The sequence below is a fragment of the Mizugakiibacter sp. genome (assembly GCF_039680435.1).
Lineage (GTDB): Bacteria > Pseudomonadota > Gammaproteobacteria > Xanthomonadales > Rhodanobacteraceae > Mizugakiibacter.
In genome coordinates this window covers 60,187-74,769 of record NZ_JBDKSX010000023.1, presented here as the reverse complement: position 1 = coordinate 74,769, position 14,583 = coordinate 60,187, and the positions used below count along the sequence as shown (strand labels likewise).

The 14,583-nt window shown below is 69.7% G+C and carries 13 protein-coding genes; 8 read left to right on the top strand and 5 right to left on the bottom strand.

Going from position 1 to position 14,583, the window contains the following annotated elements; genetic code table 11:
* The first annotated feature begins 15 nt into the window (after positions 1-15).
* From pnp to gyrA, 6 genes are all read left to right on the top strand, one after another.
* Complete coding sequence (gene pnp / locus ABFC67_RS02145; RefSeq protein ID WP_346736385.1) at positions 16-2,115, top strand: polyribonucleotide nucleotidyltransferase; 2,100 nt, start codon at positions 16-18, stop codon at positions 2,113-2,115.
* Positions 2,116-2,234: 119 nt separating this feature from the next.
* Positions 2,235-3,230 (top strand): class III poly(R)-hydroxyalkanoic acid synthase subunit PhaE, encoded by a 996-nt coding sequence (gene phaE / locus ABFC67_RS02140; RefSeq protein WP_346736384.1) that lies wholly within the window; start codon positions 2,235-2,237, stop codon positions 3,228-3,230.
* 11 nt (positions 3,231-3,241) lie between these two features.
* Positions 3,242-4,312, top strand: coding sequence for a class III poly(R)-hydroxyalkanoic acid synthase subunit PhaC (locus ABFC67_RS02135; protein WP_346736383.1), 1,071 nt, complete (start codon positions 3,242-3,244; stop codon positions 4,310-4,312).
* A gap of 97 nt (positions 4,313-4,409) precedes the next feature.
* Positions 4,410-5,420, top strand: coding sequence for an S-methyl-5-thioribose-1-phosphate isomerase (gene mtnA / locus ABFC67_RS02130; protein ID WP_346736421.1), 1,011 nt, complete (start codon positions 4,410-4,412; stop codon positions 5,418-5,420).
* 4 nt (positions 5,421-5,424) lie between these two features.
* Positions 5,425-5,838, top strand: a complete 414-nt coding sequence (locus tag ABFC67_RS02125; protein WP_346736382.1) for a GtrA family protein — start codon at positions 5,425-5,427, stop codon at positions 5,836-5,838.
* 136 nt (positions 5,839-5,974) lie between these two features.
* Positions 5,975-8,572 carry a DNA gyrase subunit A gene (gyrA, locus tag ABFC67_RS02120; protein WP_346736381.1) on the top strand — a complete coding sequence of 866 codons (2,598 nt, stop codon included), beginning with the start codon at positions 5,975-5,977 and terminating at the stop codon, positions 8,570-8,572.
* Between the two features lie 64 nt (positions 8,573-8,636).
* On the opposite strand, the gene ABFC67_RS02115 is transcribed toward gyrA, so the two are convergent.
* Entirely contained in the window at positions 8,637-9,116 is a 480-nt protein-coding gene (locus ABFC67_RS02115) for a peroxiredoxin (protein ID WP_346736380.1), read from the bottom strand.
* A gap of 132 nt (positions 9,117-9,248) precedes the next feature.
* Here ABFC67_RS02115 and ABFC67_RS02110 point away from each other — a divergent pair, with 132 nt between their 5' ends.
* Both ABFC67_RS02110 and ABFC67_RS02105 read left to right on the top strand, forming a co-directional pair.
* Positions 9,249-9,701: an Hsp20/alpha crystallin family protein gene (locus ABFC67_RS02110; protein WP_346736379.1), complete on the top strand. Its 453-nt coding sequence runs from the start codon at positions 9,249-9,251 to the stop codon at positions 9,699-9,701.
* Positions 9,702-9,786: 85 nt separating this feature from the next.
* On the top strand, positions 9,787-10,686 hold the full coding sequence (locus ABFC67_RS02105; RefSeq protein WP_346736378.1) for a DnaJ C-terminal domain-containing protein: 900 nt from the start codon (positions 9,787-9,789) through the stop codon (positions 10,684-10,686).
* A gap of 48 nt (positions 10,687-10,734) precedes the next feature.
* On the opposite strand, the gene pilH is transcribed toward ABFC67_RS02105, so the two are convergent.
* The 4 genes from pilH to lpdA form a co-directional block, all read right to left on the bottom strand.
* On the bottom strand, positions 10,735-11,100 hold the full coding sequence (gene pilH / locus ABFC67_RS02100; protein ID WP_346736377.1) for a twitching motility response regulator PilH: 366 nt from the start codon (positions 11,098-11,100) through the stop codon (positions 10,735-10,737).
* Positions 11,101-11,236: 136 nt separating this feature from the next.
* Entirely contained in the window at positions 11,237-12,244 is a 1,008-nt protein-coding gene (locus ABFC67_RS02095; protein WP_346736376.1) for a YhdH/YhfP family quinone oxidoreductase, read from the bottom strand.
* A 23-nt stretch (positions 12,245-12,267) separates the two neighbouring features.
* The gene (locus ABFC67_RS02090; RefSeq protein ID WP_346736375.1) at positions 12,268-13,125 is read right to left on the bottom strand and encodes an SAM-dependent methyltransferase; all 858 of its coding nucleotides are present in this window, start codon (positions 13,123-13,125) and stop codon (positions 12,268-12,270) included.
* Between the two features lie 21 nt (positions 13,126-13,146).
* A complete protein-coding gene (gene lpdA / locus ABFC67_RS02085) occupies positions 13,147-14,571 on the bottom strand; it encodes a dihydrolipoyl dehydrogenase (protein WP_346736374.1) in 1,425 nt (474 codons plus the stop codon).
* Positions 14,572-14,583: the final 12 nt, after the last annotated feature.

Below are 14,583 nucleotides of genomic sequence, written 5' to 3'. Positions count from 1 at the left end.
CGGGGAGAACGCAACGTGGCGAAAGTATCCAAGTCATTCCAGTACGGTAGTCACCAGGTCACGCTGGAGACGGGCGAAATCGCCCGCCAGGCGTCCGGCGCCGTCAAGGTCGAGATGAACGGCACCGTGGTGCTGGTCACCGCGGTGGCCGCGACGAAGGCGCGCGAGGGGCAGGACTTCTTCCCGCTCACCGTCGACTACCAGGAAAAGTTCTATTCCGCCGGCCGCATCCCCGGCGGCTTCTTCAAGCGCGAAGGCCGTCCCACCGAGAAGGAGACGCTGACCTCGCGCCTGATCGACCGCCCGATCCGCCCGCTGTTCCCCGAGGAGTTCAAGAACGAGGTGCAGGTGATTGCCACCGTGCTCTCGATGAACCCCGAGGTGGACGGTGACATTCCGGCGCTGCTCGGCGCCTCCGCGGCGCTGACGCTGGCCGGCATCCCCTTCAAGGGCCCGATCGGCGCCGCCCGCGTCGGTTACGCCAACGGCAAGTACCTGCTCAACCCGACTGCGACCGAGCTGAAGACCTCCGATCTGGATCTGGTCGTCGCCGGCACGGCCAACGCGGTGCTGATGGTCGAGTCCGAGGCGAAGCTGCTCAGCGAGGACGTGATGCTGGGTGCGGTGGTGTTCGGCCACACGGAGATGCAGAAGGCGATCGCCGCGATCAACGCGTTCGTCGCCGAAGCCGGCCGCAAGACGTTCAAGTGGGAAGCGCCGGCGCGCAACGATGCGCTGTTCGCCGCGCTCGGCGGCGTGCTGGGCAACCGCCTCGCCGACGCCTTCCAGATCCGCGACAAGCTCGAGCGCCGCGACGCGATCGCCGCGCTGAAGAGCGAGGCCAAGGCGGCGATCGCCGCGCAGGCCGCGGAGCAGGGTTGGAGCGACGCCGAAATCGGCGCCGCGTTCGGCGAGATCGAATACCGCACCATGCGCGACGGCGTGCTGAAGACCAAGGTGCGCATCGACGGCCGCAAGCTCGACGACATCCGCCCGATCAGCGTGCGCGTCGGCGTGCTGCCGCGCACCCACGGCTCGGCGCTGTTCACCCGCGGCGAGACGCAGGCGCTGGTCACCGTCACGCTCGGCACCACCAAGGACGCGCAGATCATCGACGCGCCCGAGGGCGAGTCGAAGGACACCTTCCTGTTCCACTACAACTTCCCGCCGTTCTCGGTGGGCGAGACCGGCCGCATGGCCGGCCCGAAGCGCCGCGAGATCGGCCACGGCCGCCTCGCCAAGCGCGGCGTGCAGGCGGTCAAGCCGACGATGGAATCGTTCCCGTACGTGCTGCGCGTGGTCTCCGAGATCACCGAGTCGAACGGCTCCTCGTCGATGGCTTCGGTGTGCGGTTCCTCGCTGGCGATGATGGACGCCGGCGTGCCGCTGCGGGCGCCGGTGGCCGGCATCGCCATGGGCCTGGTCAAGGAAGGCGGCGACTTCGTCGTGCTCTCCGACATCCTCGGCGACGAGGACCACCTCGGCGACATGGACTTCAAGGTGGCCGGCACCGCCGACGGCGTGTCCGCGCTGCAGATGGACATCAAGATCGACGGCATCACCGAGGAGATCATGCGCACGGCGCTGGAGCAGGCCAAGCGCGGTCGCCTGCACATCCTCGGCGAGATGGGCAAGGTGATCAGCAGCGCGCGCCCGGAGATGAGCGAGTTCGCGCCGCGCCTGCTGACCATGCGCATCCACCCGGACAAGATCCGCGAAGTGATCGGCAAGGGCGGTTCGGTGATCCGCGCGATCACCGAGGAGACCGGCACCACGATCGACATCAACGACGACGGCACGATCATCATCGCCTCGGTCAACCGCGAGGCCGCCGACGCCGCGAAGGCCCGCATCGAGCAGATCGTCTCCGACGTCGAGCCGGGCCGCATCTACGAGGGCAAGGTCGCCAAGCTGATGGACTTCGGCGCGTTCGTCACCATCCTGCCCGGCAAGGACGGCCTGGTGCACGTGTCGCAGATCTCCAACGAGCGCGTCGAGAAGGTGTCCGACAAGCTCAAGGAAGGCGACATCGTCAAGGTCAAGGTGCTGGAAGTGGACAAGCAGGGCCGCATCCGCCTGTCGATGAAGGCCGTGCTGGAAGACGCCAAGGCGTAAGCCGCGGCAGCCAGCGCAGGTAGTGCACGACGCCCGGCGGCGCAAGCTGCCGGGCGTCGTCGTTTGTTGTGGCGCAACATGGCGCGCGCTAGCATGCCGCGCAGTGCGTGGAGGCGGACATGACCGGGCCCGGCGGCGATTTCTTCAAGGACTACGAGGGGCTGGCGCGACAGTCCTGGGACGCCTGGAGCGAATACCTGCGCCAGTCGGCGGGCAGCGACGGCGGCCACGGAAGCGCGACGATCGAGCAGATCCTGTCCAGCCTGAAGGGCTATTTCGCCTGGCTGGAAACCGTCGCCGCCGCCAGCAGCGCGGTGGACGGCGACTGGCGCGCCTGGTTGACGAGCGCGCTCGATACCGGCGGCGCGACGCCGTTCGCGCAGGCCTTCGCCGGCCTCGACGGCGCGGGCGCGCAGGGCTTCGAGACGATGCTGCGACAGTTGCAGGACGCCGCGGCGCCGTGGCGACAGCAACTCTCGTCCTGGCTGGGCATGCCCGCTTTCGGCTACGCGCGCGAACATCAGGAGCGCCAGCAGAAACTCGCGCAGGCCTGGCTGGACTGCCAGACGCAGCTCTGCCGCTATCAGGCGCTGATCGCACGCGTCAACCGCATCGGCATCGAGCGCCTCGAAGCGAGGCTGGCCGAGCGCGCCGAGCCTGGGCGGCAGGTCGACTCGCTGCGCGCGCTCTACGACCTGTGGGTGGATGCCGCCGAGGAGGCCTATGCCGAGGTCGCGCTGTCGCCCGAGTTCGGCGAGGTCTATGGCGCGCTGGTCGATGCGCAGATGCGCGTGCGCGCCCTGCTGCAGGACCAGGTCGAAGGTCTCGCGCGCCAGTTCGGCATGCCGACGCGCAGCGAGGTGAACGCGATCGGCCAGCGCCTGCAGGAGGTGCGCCGCGAACTGCGCGCGCGTTCCGGCGACGCGCTTGCCGCCGAGGTGGCGACGCTGCGTGCGGAGGTCGCCGAGCTGCGCGCGCTGCTCGGCGGGGCACCCGCCGCGCGCAAGCCGGCTGCCGCACGCAAGACGCACGCGGCGCAGGCCGCGCCGTCGCGCAAGCCGGCTGCCGCACGCAAGGCACGCGCGGCGAAGGCCGCGCCGTCGCGCAAGCCGTGAAGGAGACTGCCATGTATGCGCCGCTGCGCATCGACCCGCACAAGGCACTGGAGGAAATCTCCGCCTTCCAGCGCAAGCTGGCGGCGGGGCTGAAGACCCTGCGCGAGCTGCCCGAAGTCGACTTCGGCGCCACGCCCAAGGAGGCGGTCCATCGCGAGGACAAGCTGGTCCTGTACCGCTTCCGCGGCGAGCGCGCGCCGACCGCGAAGACGCCCTTGCTGATCTGCTACGCGCTGGTCAACACGCCGTACATGGTCGACCTGCAGGCCGACCGCTCGCTGGTGCGCAACCTGCTGGCGCAGGGCGAGGACGTCTATCTCATCGACTGGGGCTATCCCGACGGCGCCGACCGCTGGCTGACCCTGGACGACTACATCGAAGGCTATCTCGGCCGCTGCGTGGACGTGCTGCGCAAGCGCCACGACGTGGACGCGATCAACCTGCTTGGCATCTGCCAGGGCGGCGCGTTCTCGCTGTGCTACAGCGCGCTCAACCCGCGCAAGATCCGCAACCTGATCACCATGGTCACGCCGGTAGACTTCCACACGCCGGACAACATGCTGGCGCGCTGGACGCGGTCGATGGACGTCGACCTGTTCGTCGACACGCTCGGCAATGTGCCGGCCGACCTGATGAACTGGTGCTACCTGACGCTGAAGCCGCTGCGCCTGAACCAGCAGAAGTACGTCGGCCTGGTCGACATCCTCGATGATCCGGCCGAGGTGGAGAACTTCCTGCGCATGGAGAAATGGATCTTCGACTCTCCCGACCAGGCCGGCGAGGCGTTCCGCCAGTTCGTCAAGGAGTTCTACCAGGCCAACCGGCTGGTGCGCGGCGGGCTCAGGATCGGCGGCCGCGAAGTGAGCCTGCAGAACGTCGCCATGCCGGTGCTGAACATCTTCGCCGAGCAGGACCACTTGGTGCCGCCCTCGGCGTCGCGGCCGTTGCGCGAGCATGTCGGCACGCGCGACTACACCGAACTGAGCTTCAAGGGCGGCCATATCGGCATCTACGTGTCCGGACGCGCGCAGCGCGAGGTGCCGCCGGCGATCCACGGCTGGCTGCGCGAGCGCTCCGCCTGAGCACGACGTCAGGCCGCGGCAAGATCTTCCTGTCAGGATCGCGCCGCGTTGCGGCGCGCCGGCAGCCTCCGCAGCGAAACGGGATCCGTTGAGGGGTATCGACTACGCACGCTACGACCGCATCCGCGCCGTGCAATGGCGCGACGACCACCTGCGCCTGCTCGACCAGCGCAGGCTGCCGTTCGAGGAGGCGTGGCTCGACTGCGCCGATGCCGATGCGGTGGCGCAGGCGATCCGCGATCTCGCAGTGCGCGGGGCGCCGGCGATCGGCATCGCCGCGGCCTGGGGCGTGGTGCTGGCCGCGCGGCGCGGCGCCGACCTCGCTGCGGCGCTGGCGACGCTGCGCGCGGCGCGGCCTACCGCGGTCAACCTGATGTGGGCGCTGGATCGCATGAAGGCGCGTATCGCCGCCGGCGCGGACGCCGCGGCGCTGGCCGCGGAGGCGCAGGCGATCCAGGACGAGGATCTCGCGGCCAACCGGCGCATGGGCGCGCTCGGCGCCGCGCTGATCGCGCCGGGCAGCGGCGTGCTGACCCACTGCAACACCGGCTCGCTGGCCACCGCCGGCTTCGGCACCGCGCTGGGCGTGATCCGCGCGGGCGTTGCCGCGGGCCGCATCGCGCAGGTGTACGCGGGCGAGACGCGGCCGTGGCAGCAGGGCGCGCGCCTGACCATGTGGGAGCTGGTGCGCGACGGCATCCCGGCGCGCCTGATCGCGGACGCCGCAGCGGCGCACTTGATGAAGACCGGCGCGGTGCAGTGGGTGATCGTCGGCGCCGACCGCATCGCCGCCAACGGCGATACCGCCAACAAGATCGGCACCTACCAGCTTGCGATCGCCGCGCGCCACCACGGCGTCAAGTTCATGGTGGTGGCGCCGTCCTCGACGGTGGACATGGCGACGCCGCACGGCGGCGCCATCGAGATCGAACTGCGCGATCCGGCCGAACTGCTGGCGACCGCCGGCCGGCGAACGGTGGTGGAGGGTGCCGAAGCGTGGAATCCGGTGTTCGACGTGACGCCGGCGGGGCTGATCGACGCGCTGGTCACCGAGCGTGGCGTGATCGAGCGGCCGGATGCGGCCTCGATGCGGGCGCGGTTCGGCTGAGCGCATGCGCCGGCAGATCCTGCATTTCTTTCTCGCAGGCTGCATCGGCTTCGCGGTCGATGCCGGCGGCGTGCAGCTGCTGGTGAGCTTCCTCGACGCCAATCCCTACCTCGCGCGCCTGCTCTCGTTCGTGTGCGCGGCCAACGCGACCTGGCTGTACAACCGCAGCGTGACCTTCGCCGGCCGCGGCAGCTTCGCGCTGCTGGGCGAATGGGCGCGCTGGATGCTGGCGATGAGCGCCGGCTTCGCGCTCAACTACGCGACCTACGCCGCGCTCGTCTTCCACTTCCCGACCGTGCGCGCCTGGCCCGTGCTGGGGGTCGCGGCGGGCTCCGCGCTGGGCGCGATCGCGAACTTCCTCAGCGCCCACCGCTGGGTTTACGGCGCCCCTGCGAACGGCCTGAAATCGCGGCTGTAAATCGCGATTCCACAAGGCTTTTTCGCCCCTTTCCGGGGTCCGTTTGTGGTATCATTTGCGGGTTGTTCCTGCACCCCGCCCGGCGCCCGCATGCGCGGCCCCGGCGCCACGTCCTCCGTTCCAGGGAAGATGCTCGATGGCAGAACTCGCCAAAGAAGTCATTCGCGTCAATATCGAAGACGAAATGCGGCAGAACTACCTCGATTACGCGATGAGCGTGATCGTTGGGCGCGCGCTTCCCGATGTGCGCGACGGCCTCAAGCCGGTCCATCGCCGCGTGCTGTACGCGATGAACGAACTGGGCAACGTCTGGAACAAGCCGTACAAGAAATCGGCCCGCGTGGTCGGTGACGTGATCGGTAAATACCATCCGCATGGCGATGCGTCGGTGTACGACGCGATCGTGCGCATGGCGCAGCCGTTCTCGCTGCGCTACATGCTGGTCGACGGCCAGGGCAACTTCGGCTCGGTCGACGGCGACAATGCGGCGGCGATGCGCTACACCGAAGTGCGCATGGCGAAGCTCACCCACGAGCTGCTCGCCGACATCGACAAGGAAACGGTCGACTTCGGGCCCAACTACGACGAGAGCGAGCAGGAGCCGCTGGTCCTGCCGACGCGCGTGCCGAACCTGCTGGTCAACGGCTCCGCCGGCATCGCGGTGGGCATGGCCACCAACATCCCGCCGCACAACCTGCGCGAGGTGGTCGACGCGACGGTCGCGCTGATCGACGAGCCGACGCTCGGCATCGACGCGCTGATGCGGTACATCCCGGGACCGGATTTCCCGACCGCCGGCATCATCAACGGCGCCGCCGGCATCGTCGAGGCCTACCGCACCGGCCGCGGCCGCATCCTGGTGCGCGCCAAGGCCGAGATCGAGACCGACGGCAACGGCCACGAGACGATCGTCGTCACCGAGCTGCCGTATCAGGTGAACAAGGCGCGGCTGATCGAGAAGATCGCCGAGCTGGTCAAGGACAAGAAGATCGAGGGCATCTCCGAGCTGCGCGACGAGTCCGACAAGGACGGCATGCGCGTGGTGATCGAGATCCGCCGCGACGCGATGGCCGACGTCGTGCTGAACAACCTCTACCAGCAGACCCAGCTGCAGAGCGTGTTCGGCATGAACATGGTCGCGCTGGTCGACGGCCAGCCGAAGCTGCTCACGCTGAAGGAATTCATCGAGGCGTTCATCCGCCATCGTCGCGAGGTGGTGACGCGCAGGACCATCTTCGACCTGCGCAAGGCGCGCGCCCGCGCGCACATCCTGGAGGGCCTCACCGTCGCGCTCGCCAACATCGACGCGATGATCGAGCTGATCAGGACCTCCGAGTCGCCGCAGGTCGCGCGCGAGCGCATGCTGGCGCGCGTGTGGGAGCCCGGCCTGGTGCGCACGCTGCTGTCCGCCGCCGGCGCCGATGCTTCGCGCCCCGAGGCCCTCGACCCGGCGGTCGGCCTGAAGGCGCAGGGCTATCAGCTCTCCGAGCAGCAGGCCAGGGAAATCCTCGAGATGCGCCTGCATCGCCTGACCGGGCTGGAGCAGGAGAAGCTGACCGACGAATACCGGCAGTTGCTCGAAACCATCCGCGGCCTGATCGAGATCCTCGAGAGCCCGGAGCGCCTGCTGGCGGTGATCCGCGAGGAGCTGGTGGAAATCCGCGCGGAATACGGCGACGAGCGCCGCACCGTGATCCAGCACTCGCAGGAAGACCTCGACGTGCTCGACCTGATCGCGCCCGAGGACATGGTGGTTACGCTGTCGCACGCCGGCTACTGCAAGCGCCAGCCGGTCAGTACCTACCGTGCGCAGCGCCGCGGCGGCAAGGGCCGCTCGGCGACGTCGATGAAGGAAGAGGATTTCATCGAGCAGCTCTGGGTGGTCAACACGCACGACACGCTGCTGACCTTCACCAGTGCCGGCCGCGTGTTCTGGCTCAAGGTCTACCAGATTCCCGAGGCCGGTCCCGGCGCGCGCGGCAAGCCGATCGTCAACCTGCTGCCGCTGGAAGAAGGCGAGAGGGTGCAGGCCGTGCAGCCGGTGCGCGAGTTCGACGACCAGCACTACGTGCTGTTCGCCACCCGCGGCGGCACGGTGAAGAAGACGCCGCTGACCGAGTACGCGTATCGCCTGCAGCGCGGCAAGATCGCGATCAACCTGGACGAGGGCGACGCGCTGGTCGACGTGCAGCTCACCGACGGTCATCGCGACGTCATGCTGTTCGCCTCCAACGGCAAGGCCGTGCGTTTCGCGGAGGACGAGGTGCGCTCGATGGGCCGCACCGCGACCGGCGTGCGCGGCATGCGGCTGGCCGAGGGCGAGCACGTGGTCAGCCTGGTCGTGGTCGACGGCGAAGGCGACATCCTCACCGCCACCGCGCACGGCTACGGCAAGCGCACGCCGCTCGCCGAGTACCCGCGCAAGGGCCGCGGCACCCAGGGCGTGATCGCGATCCAGTGCTCGGAGCGCAACGGCGCGCTGGTCGCCGCGGTGCAGGCGAACGGCACGCACGAGCTGATGCTGATCTCCAACCTCGGCACGCTGGTGCGCACGCGCGTCCACGAGGTCTCGCAGCTCGGCCGCAATACCCAGGGCGTGACCCTGATCCGCCTGCCCGCCGAGGAGCACCTGGTCGGCGCGGTGCGTGTCGAGCTGATCGAGGGCGAGGAGGACGACGCCGAGGCCGAAGGCGACGCGACCCCGCCGGCCGCGGACGCGCCGCCGCCGGCCTGATCGGCCAGGCGCCCGCGAGAAGCCCCGGCCTGGCCGGGGCTTCTCGCATGCGGGGGCGGTGCGCTCAGCCGATGGCGGCCAGCATCGCCTCGGCGCTGGACACCCTGAATTCCCCCGGCGCCTCCACCTGCAGCACCTTCACCACGCCGTCCTCGGCGTACAGCGCGAAGCGTTGCGAACGCAGGCCCATGCCGAAACCGGTGGCGTCGAGTTCGAGGCCGAGCGACTTGGCGAACGCGCCGTTGCCGTCGGCGAGCATGTGCAGCCCTTCCGGCACGCCCTGCGCCTTGCCCCAGGCGGCCATCACGAAGGCGTCGTTGACCGCCACGCAGGCGACCTCGATGCCGCGCTTGCGGAAGTCCTCGTAGCGCTCGACGTAGCCCGGCAGATGCTTGGCCGAGCAGGTCGGGGTAAACGCGCCGGGCACCGAGAACAGCACCACCTTCCTGCCCTTGAACAGCTCGTCCGTGGTCACCGACTGCACGCCGTCCTCGAGCGTGTTGAGGGTGGCCCTGGGGATGCGCTCGCCGACCTTGATGCTCATGGGGGTCTCCTGCGGATTCGGACGGCCATCCTAGCCTTTCCACGATTGCGACGCAGGCTTGAAAGGCCGCCGCCGGACCCTATTTCAGCGGGCACAGGCCACGGCCGAAATCCGATCCGAGGAGCCACCATCATGAACGTTAGCCGCTATGGTCACTGGCAGCCGGCGAGCGGTTTCCAGACCGAGATGAAGCAGATCTTCGACCGCTTCTTCAACGAGGAAGCGGGCGACCAGTCCGACGTGGTCACCAGCCAGTGGGCGCCCCGCGTGGACATCAAGGAAGAGGACAAGCGCTTCGTGATCTTCGCCGACATTCCCGGCGTCGACCCGAAGGACATCGAGGTGCACATGGACAAGGGCATCCTGTCGATCAAGGGCGAGCGCAAGGGCGAGGCGAAGCAGGAGAACGGCAGGTTCACGCGCGTCGAGCGCTCGCACGGCGTGTTCTACCGGCGCTTTGCGCTGCCGGACAGCGCCAACGCCGACGGCATCACCGCCGCCGGCAGGCACGGCGTGCTGGAAATCTCGATCCCGAAGAAGCCCGAAACCACGCCGCGACGCATTACCATCGACGCGGGCAGCTGATCGTCGCGGCCCGCGATCCGTGCCCGCGGCGGCATCGACCGCCGCGGGCTTTTTCGCACGTGTCCGGCGCCGGGAAAGGGGACGCATGGAGTTCAAGGACTACTACCAGATCCTCGGCGTCGCGCCGCAGGCGACGGAGGCGGAAATCAAGGCGGCCTACCGCAAGCTCGCGCGCAAGTACCATCCCGACGTGAGCAAGGAGGCCGGCGCCGAGGACAAGTTCAAGGCGGTCAACGAGGCCTACGAGGTGCTGCGCGACGCGCAGAAGCGCCAGGCCTACGACCAGCTGCGCACGCGCGGCTACCGGCCGGGCGAGGAGTTCCGGCCGCCGCCGCATTGGGGCGACGACCACGGCTTCGATTTCGGCGATGCCGGCGGCGCGACCGGTTTCAGCGATTTCTTCGAGAGCCTGTTCGGCCGCGCCGCGGGCGGACGGGCGGGCGGGCCGCGGCGCGGCCGCGACGTGCAGGCGCGCATCGAGATCGACCTCGCCACCGCCTACGCCGGCGGGCGCACGCGCGTGGCGCTGCACGACGGCGGCGGCGAGCGCGTGCTGGAAGTGAAGATCCCTGCCGGCGTGCTGTCCGGGCAGACCATCCGCCTGGCCGGGCAGGGCAACGCCGGCCAGCACGGCGGGCGCGCCGGCGACCTGCTGCTGGAGATCGCGCTGCGCGAAGACGCGCACTACGCGCTGGATGGCCGCAACGTGCTGTCGACCCTGGCGATCACGCCGTGGGAAGCGGCGTTGGGCGCGAGCGTCTCGGTGCCGACCCTCGGCGGCGCCGTGGAGATGCGCATCCCGAAGGGCTCGCAGAGCGGGCGCAAGCTGCGCCTCAAGGGCCGCGGCATGCCCGGCCAGCCGCCGGGCGACCAATTGGTGACGCTGGCGATCCACACGCCGCCGGCGCACGACGACGCCGCGGAACGCGCCTATGCCGCGTTCCGCGAGGCTTTTCCGGGGTTCGACCCGCGCCGGCACCACTGACGCCGGTGCGCGGAGGCACGCGAATCGCGCGCCGCGGCGTACGGACGCTCAGACGCCGATCAGTTCCTTGAGGGTGCGGACCAGCTCGGCCTCGTCGACCGGCTTGGTCACGTAGGCCTTGGCGCCCTGGCGCATGCCCCAGACCTTGTCGGTTTCCTGGTCCTTGGTCGTCACCAGCACGATCGGGATGTGCGCGGTGTCGGGATCCTTGGAGATGGTGCGCGTCGCCTGGAAACCGTTGAGGTTCGGCATCACCACGTCCATCAGGATCAGGTCGGGCTTCTCGCGGCGGGCGGCCTCGACGCCGGCGGCGCCGTCCTCGGCGGTCACCGCCTGGTGCCCGAGCTTTTCCACCAGGCGCTTGATGCCGAGCAGTTGGGACGGCGAATCGTCGACGATCAGGATGCGCGCCATATGCAAACCCCAGGGGAGGACCGTTGCATTCTACGAGTCGCGGCGGGCTCTTCCAACCGCCATGCTCGCGCGCATGGCGTGCGGCCGAAAAACAGGGAAATCAGCCACATTCCGGCAACGACCAAAGTCGATTCGATCAGGCGGACGCGGCCAGGCGGACCAGCGTGCGGCCGAACGAGCCGCCGGCGAGCATGGTGTCGAACACGCCTGGCATTCCCTCGAGCGCGACCTCGCGCGTGCAGATCGCGTCCAGCCGTGCCGGCTTCCAGTCCGAGGCGAGGTGCGCCCACACCTGCTCGCGCTGGTCGCGCGCGGTGCCGGCCGAGGCGATGCCGAGCAGGCTGACGCCGCGGATGATGAACGGCATCACCGTGGTCGGCAGCTCGGCGCTGCCGGCCAGGCCGCAGGCGGCGACGTTGCCGTAGGGCTGCACCAGCGGCAGCAGGCCGGCCAGCATCGCGCCGCCGACGTTGTCCAGCGCGCCGCCGAAGCGCGCCGATTCCAGCGGGCGCTTGCCGAGATCCAGCGTGCGGCGATCCAGCACCGCGCTCGCGCCCAGCGCCTTCAGCGCGTCGGCGCGGTCGGGTTTGCCGCTGATCGCGTGCACCTCGTAGCCGGCGCGGCTGAAGATCGCGGTGGCGAGCATGCCGACGCCGCCGGTCGCGCCGGTGACGGCGATCGGACCCAGCTCCGGGCGCTGGTGGTTGTCCTGCATGCGCAGCAGGGCGAGCCCGGCGGTGAAGCCGGCGGTGCCGAGGATCATGCCCTCGCGCAGCGTCAGCCCCGACGGCAGCGGGATCGTCCAGGCGGATTCCAGCCGTGCGTACTCGGCGTAGCCGCCGTCGCGCGTCTCCGACAGGCCGCAGCCGGTGCACAGCACCGCGTCGCCTTCCCTGAAGGCCGGGTCGGTCGAGGCGACCACGTGGCCGGCGACGTCGATGCCGCCGACCAGCGGGAAGCGGCGCAGGATCTTGCCCTTGCCGGTGCCGGCCAGCGCGTCCTTGTAGTTGATCGACGAGTACGCCGCCTTGACCACGACCTCGCCGGGGCTGAGGTCGTCGAGCCGCAGCGCCTCGATGCCGGCACGATAGCCGTCGGCGTCGCTGTGGATGCGGAAGGCGCGGAAGGTCGCGGGCACGTTCATGGGGATCCGGGATCGGTGCGGGCTCAGACGGTTTCCAGCAGCACGATGCCCGACATCCTGCGGCCTTCTTCCTGGCGCTTGCGCGACTGCAGTTTCGCCAGCAGCCGCCATAGCCACGCGCCGCGCATGGTGCGCCGCAGGCGCAGGGATTCGTCCCAGGTGGAGCGGAATTCGGCTTCGCGCCAGCCGTGCGGCGCGAAGAACGCGGTGCCCTCGGCGGGGCCGAACCGGAACGGCGCGTTGCCTTCGCGCAGCTTCGGCGCCCAGCGCTTCTCGAGCATCTTCAGCAGCATCGGCGAGGCGAGATCGGTGAGCCACCAGCGTGCGCGCGCGGTGTCGTGCAGCGCGCGGGCGAGGTCGGCGACCTCGTCGGCGGCCAGGTAGACCAGCAGGCCTTCGGTAATCGCCAGCACCGGGCCGTGCGCGGCGGCGCGCGCGAACAGCGCGTGCCGGGCGGCGGCGTCGCGCAGGTCGGCGGCGACGAATTCCAGCGCGCAGCGCGGCGTTTCGCCGGCCATGTGCTCGCGGAAGTAGTCGACCATCGCCGGCATGTCGACGTGCAGCCAGCGCAGCGACGGCGGCAGCTCGAGCCGGTACGGCCGCGCGTCGAGCCCGGCGGCGAGGTTGAGCACGGTGGCTGCGCCCGCGCGGACGCAGCGCAGCACGATCTCGTCCATCACCGCGGTGCGCACGACCATCGGCCAGGCCGTGGCCGCACCGCGCGGCATCGCGCGCACGATCGCCTCGCCGCGCGCGCCGCCGAGACGGCGCGCGTACGGGTCGCGGAACAGCGCGTCCGCGCGCTCGCTTTCCATGGCGCGGTAGATCGCCACCCACAACGCGGTGTCGGAGACGTTGCGGATCGGCGTGTCCTGGCCCATGGCGCGAGCCCTCGCGGATGTTCAGCCGAAGCGGTGGATCGCCCGCTTGTCGACGGCCATCGCCGCCTCGTGCACCGCTTCCGACAGGGTCGGATGCGCGTGGACGATGCGTGCCAGGTCCTCGGCGGAGCCCTTGAACTCCATCGCCACCACCGCTTCGGCGATCAGCTCGGAGACGTTCGGGCCGACCATGTGCACGCCGAGGATGCGGTCGGTTTCGGCGTGCGCGATCACCTTCACCGTGCCGGCGGTCTCGTTCATCGCCACGGCGCGGCCGACGGCCGCGAACGGGAAGTGGCCGGTCTTGTACGGGATGTTCTCGGCCTTGCACTGCGCCTCGGTCTTGCCGACCCAGGCCACCTCGGGCTCCGTGTAGATCACCCAGGGGATGGTGTCCACGTTGACGTGGCCCGCCTTGCCGGCGATGGTCTCGGCGACGGCGATGCCTTCCTCGAAGCCCTTGTGCGCCAGCATCGGCCCGCGCACGCAGTCGCCGACGCCCCACACGCCGGGCACGCCGGTCCAGCAGTGCTCGTCGACCACCACGCGGCCGCGCTCGTCGACCTTGACGCCGGTGCCTTCGCCGAGCAGGCCCTCGCTGTAGGCGCGGCGGCCGACGGCGACCAGCAGCTTGTCGAACACGATGGTGTGCTCGCCGTCCTTGTCGGCGTAGGTGACATGCACCTCGTTCTTCTTCACCTCGGCCTTGCTGACCTTGGCGCCGAGCTTGATGTCGAGGCCCTGCTTCTTGAACTCGCGCGCGGCGATCTTGGCGATGTCGGCGTCGGCGGCGGCGAGGAAGTCGGGCAGCGCTTCCAGCACGACGACCTCGGCGCCCAGGCGCTTCCACACGCTGCCCAGCTCGAGGCCGATCACGCCGGCGCCGATCACGCCGAGGCGCTTCGGCACGGCGTCGAAGTCCAGCGCGCCGGCGTTGTCGACGATGGCCTTGCCGTCGAACTTGGCGAACGGCAGCTCGATCGGCACCGAGCCGGAGGCCAGGATCACGTTGGCCGCCTCGATGGTCTCGGTCTTGCCGTCCGGCGCGGCGATCTCGACGCGGTTGTCCTTGAGCAGCTTGCCCTTGCCGAAGTAGGAGGCGACCTTGTTCGCCTTGAACAGGGTGCCAACGCCGCCGGTGAACTGCTTCACGATCTTGTCCTTGCGGCCGACCATCGTCTTCACGTCGATGGCCGCGCCCTTGGTCGTGATGCCATGCACCTCGAAGTTGTGCGTCAGGTTGTGGAACTGCTTCGACGAATCCAGCATCGCCTTCGACGGGATGCAGCCGACGTTGAGGCAGGTGCCGCCCAGCGCCTGCTTGCCGTCCTTGCCGGCGTAGTTGTCCACGCACGCGGTCTTGAGGCCGAGCTGCGCGGCGCGGATCGCCGCGTGATAGCCGGCGGGGCCGCCGCCGATGACGATGACGTCGAATTTGTCGCTCATGATTTTCCTCGG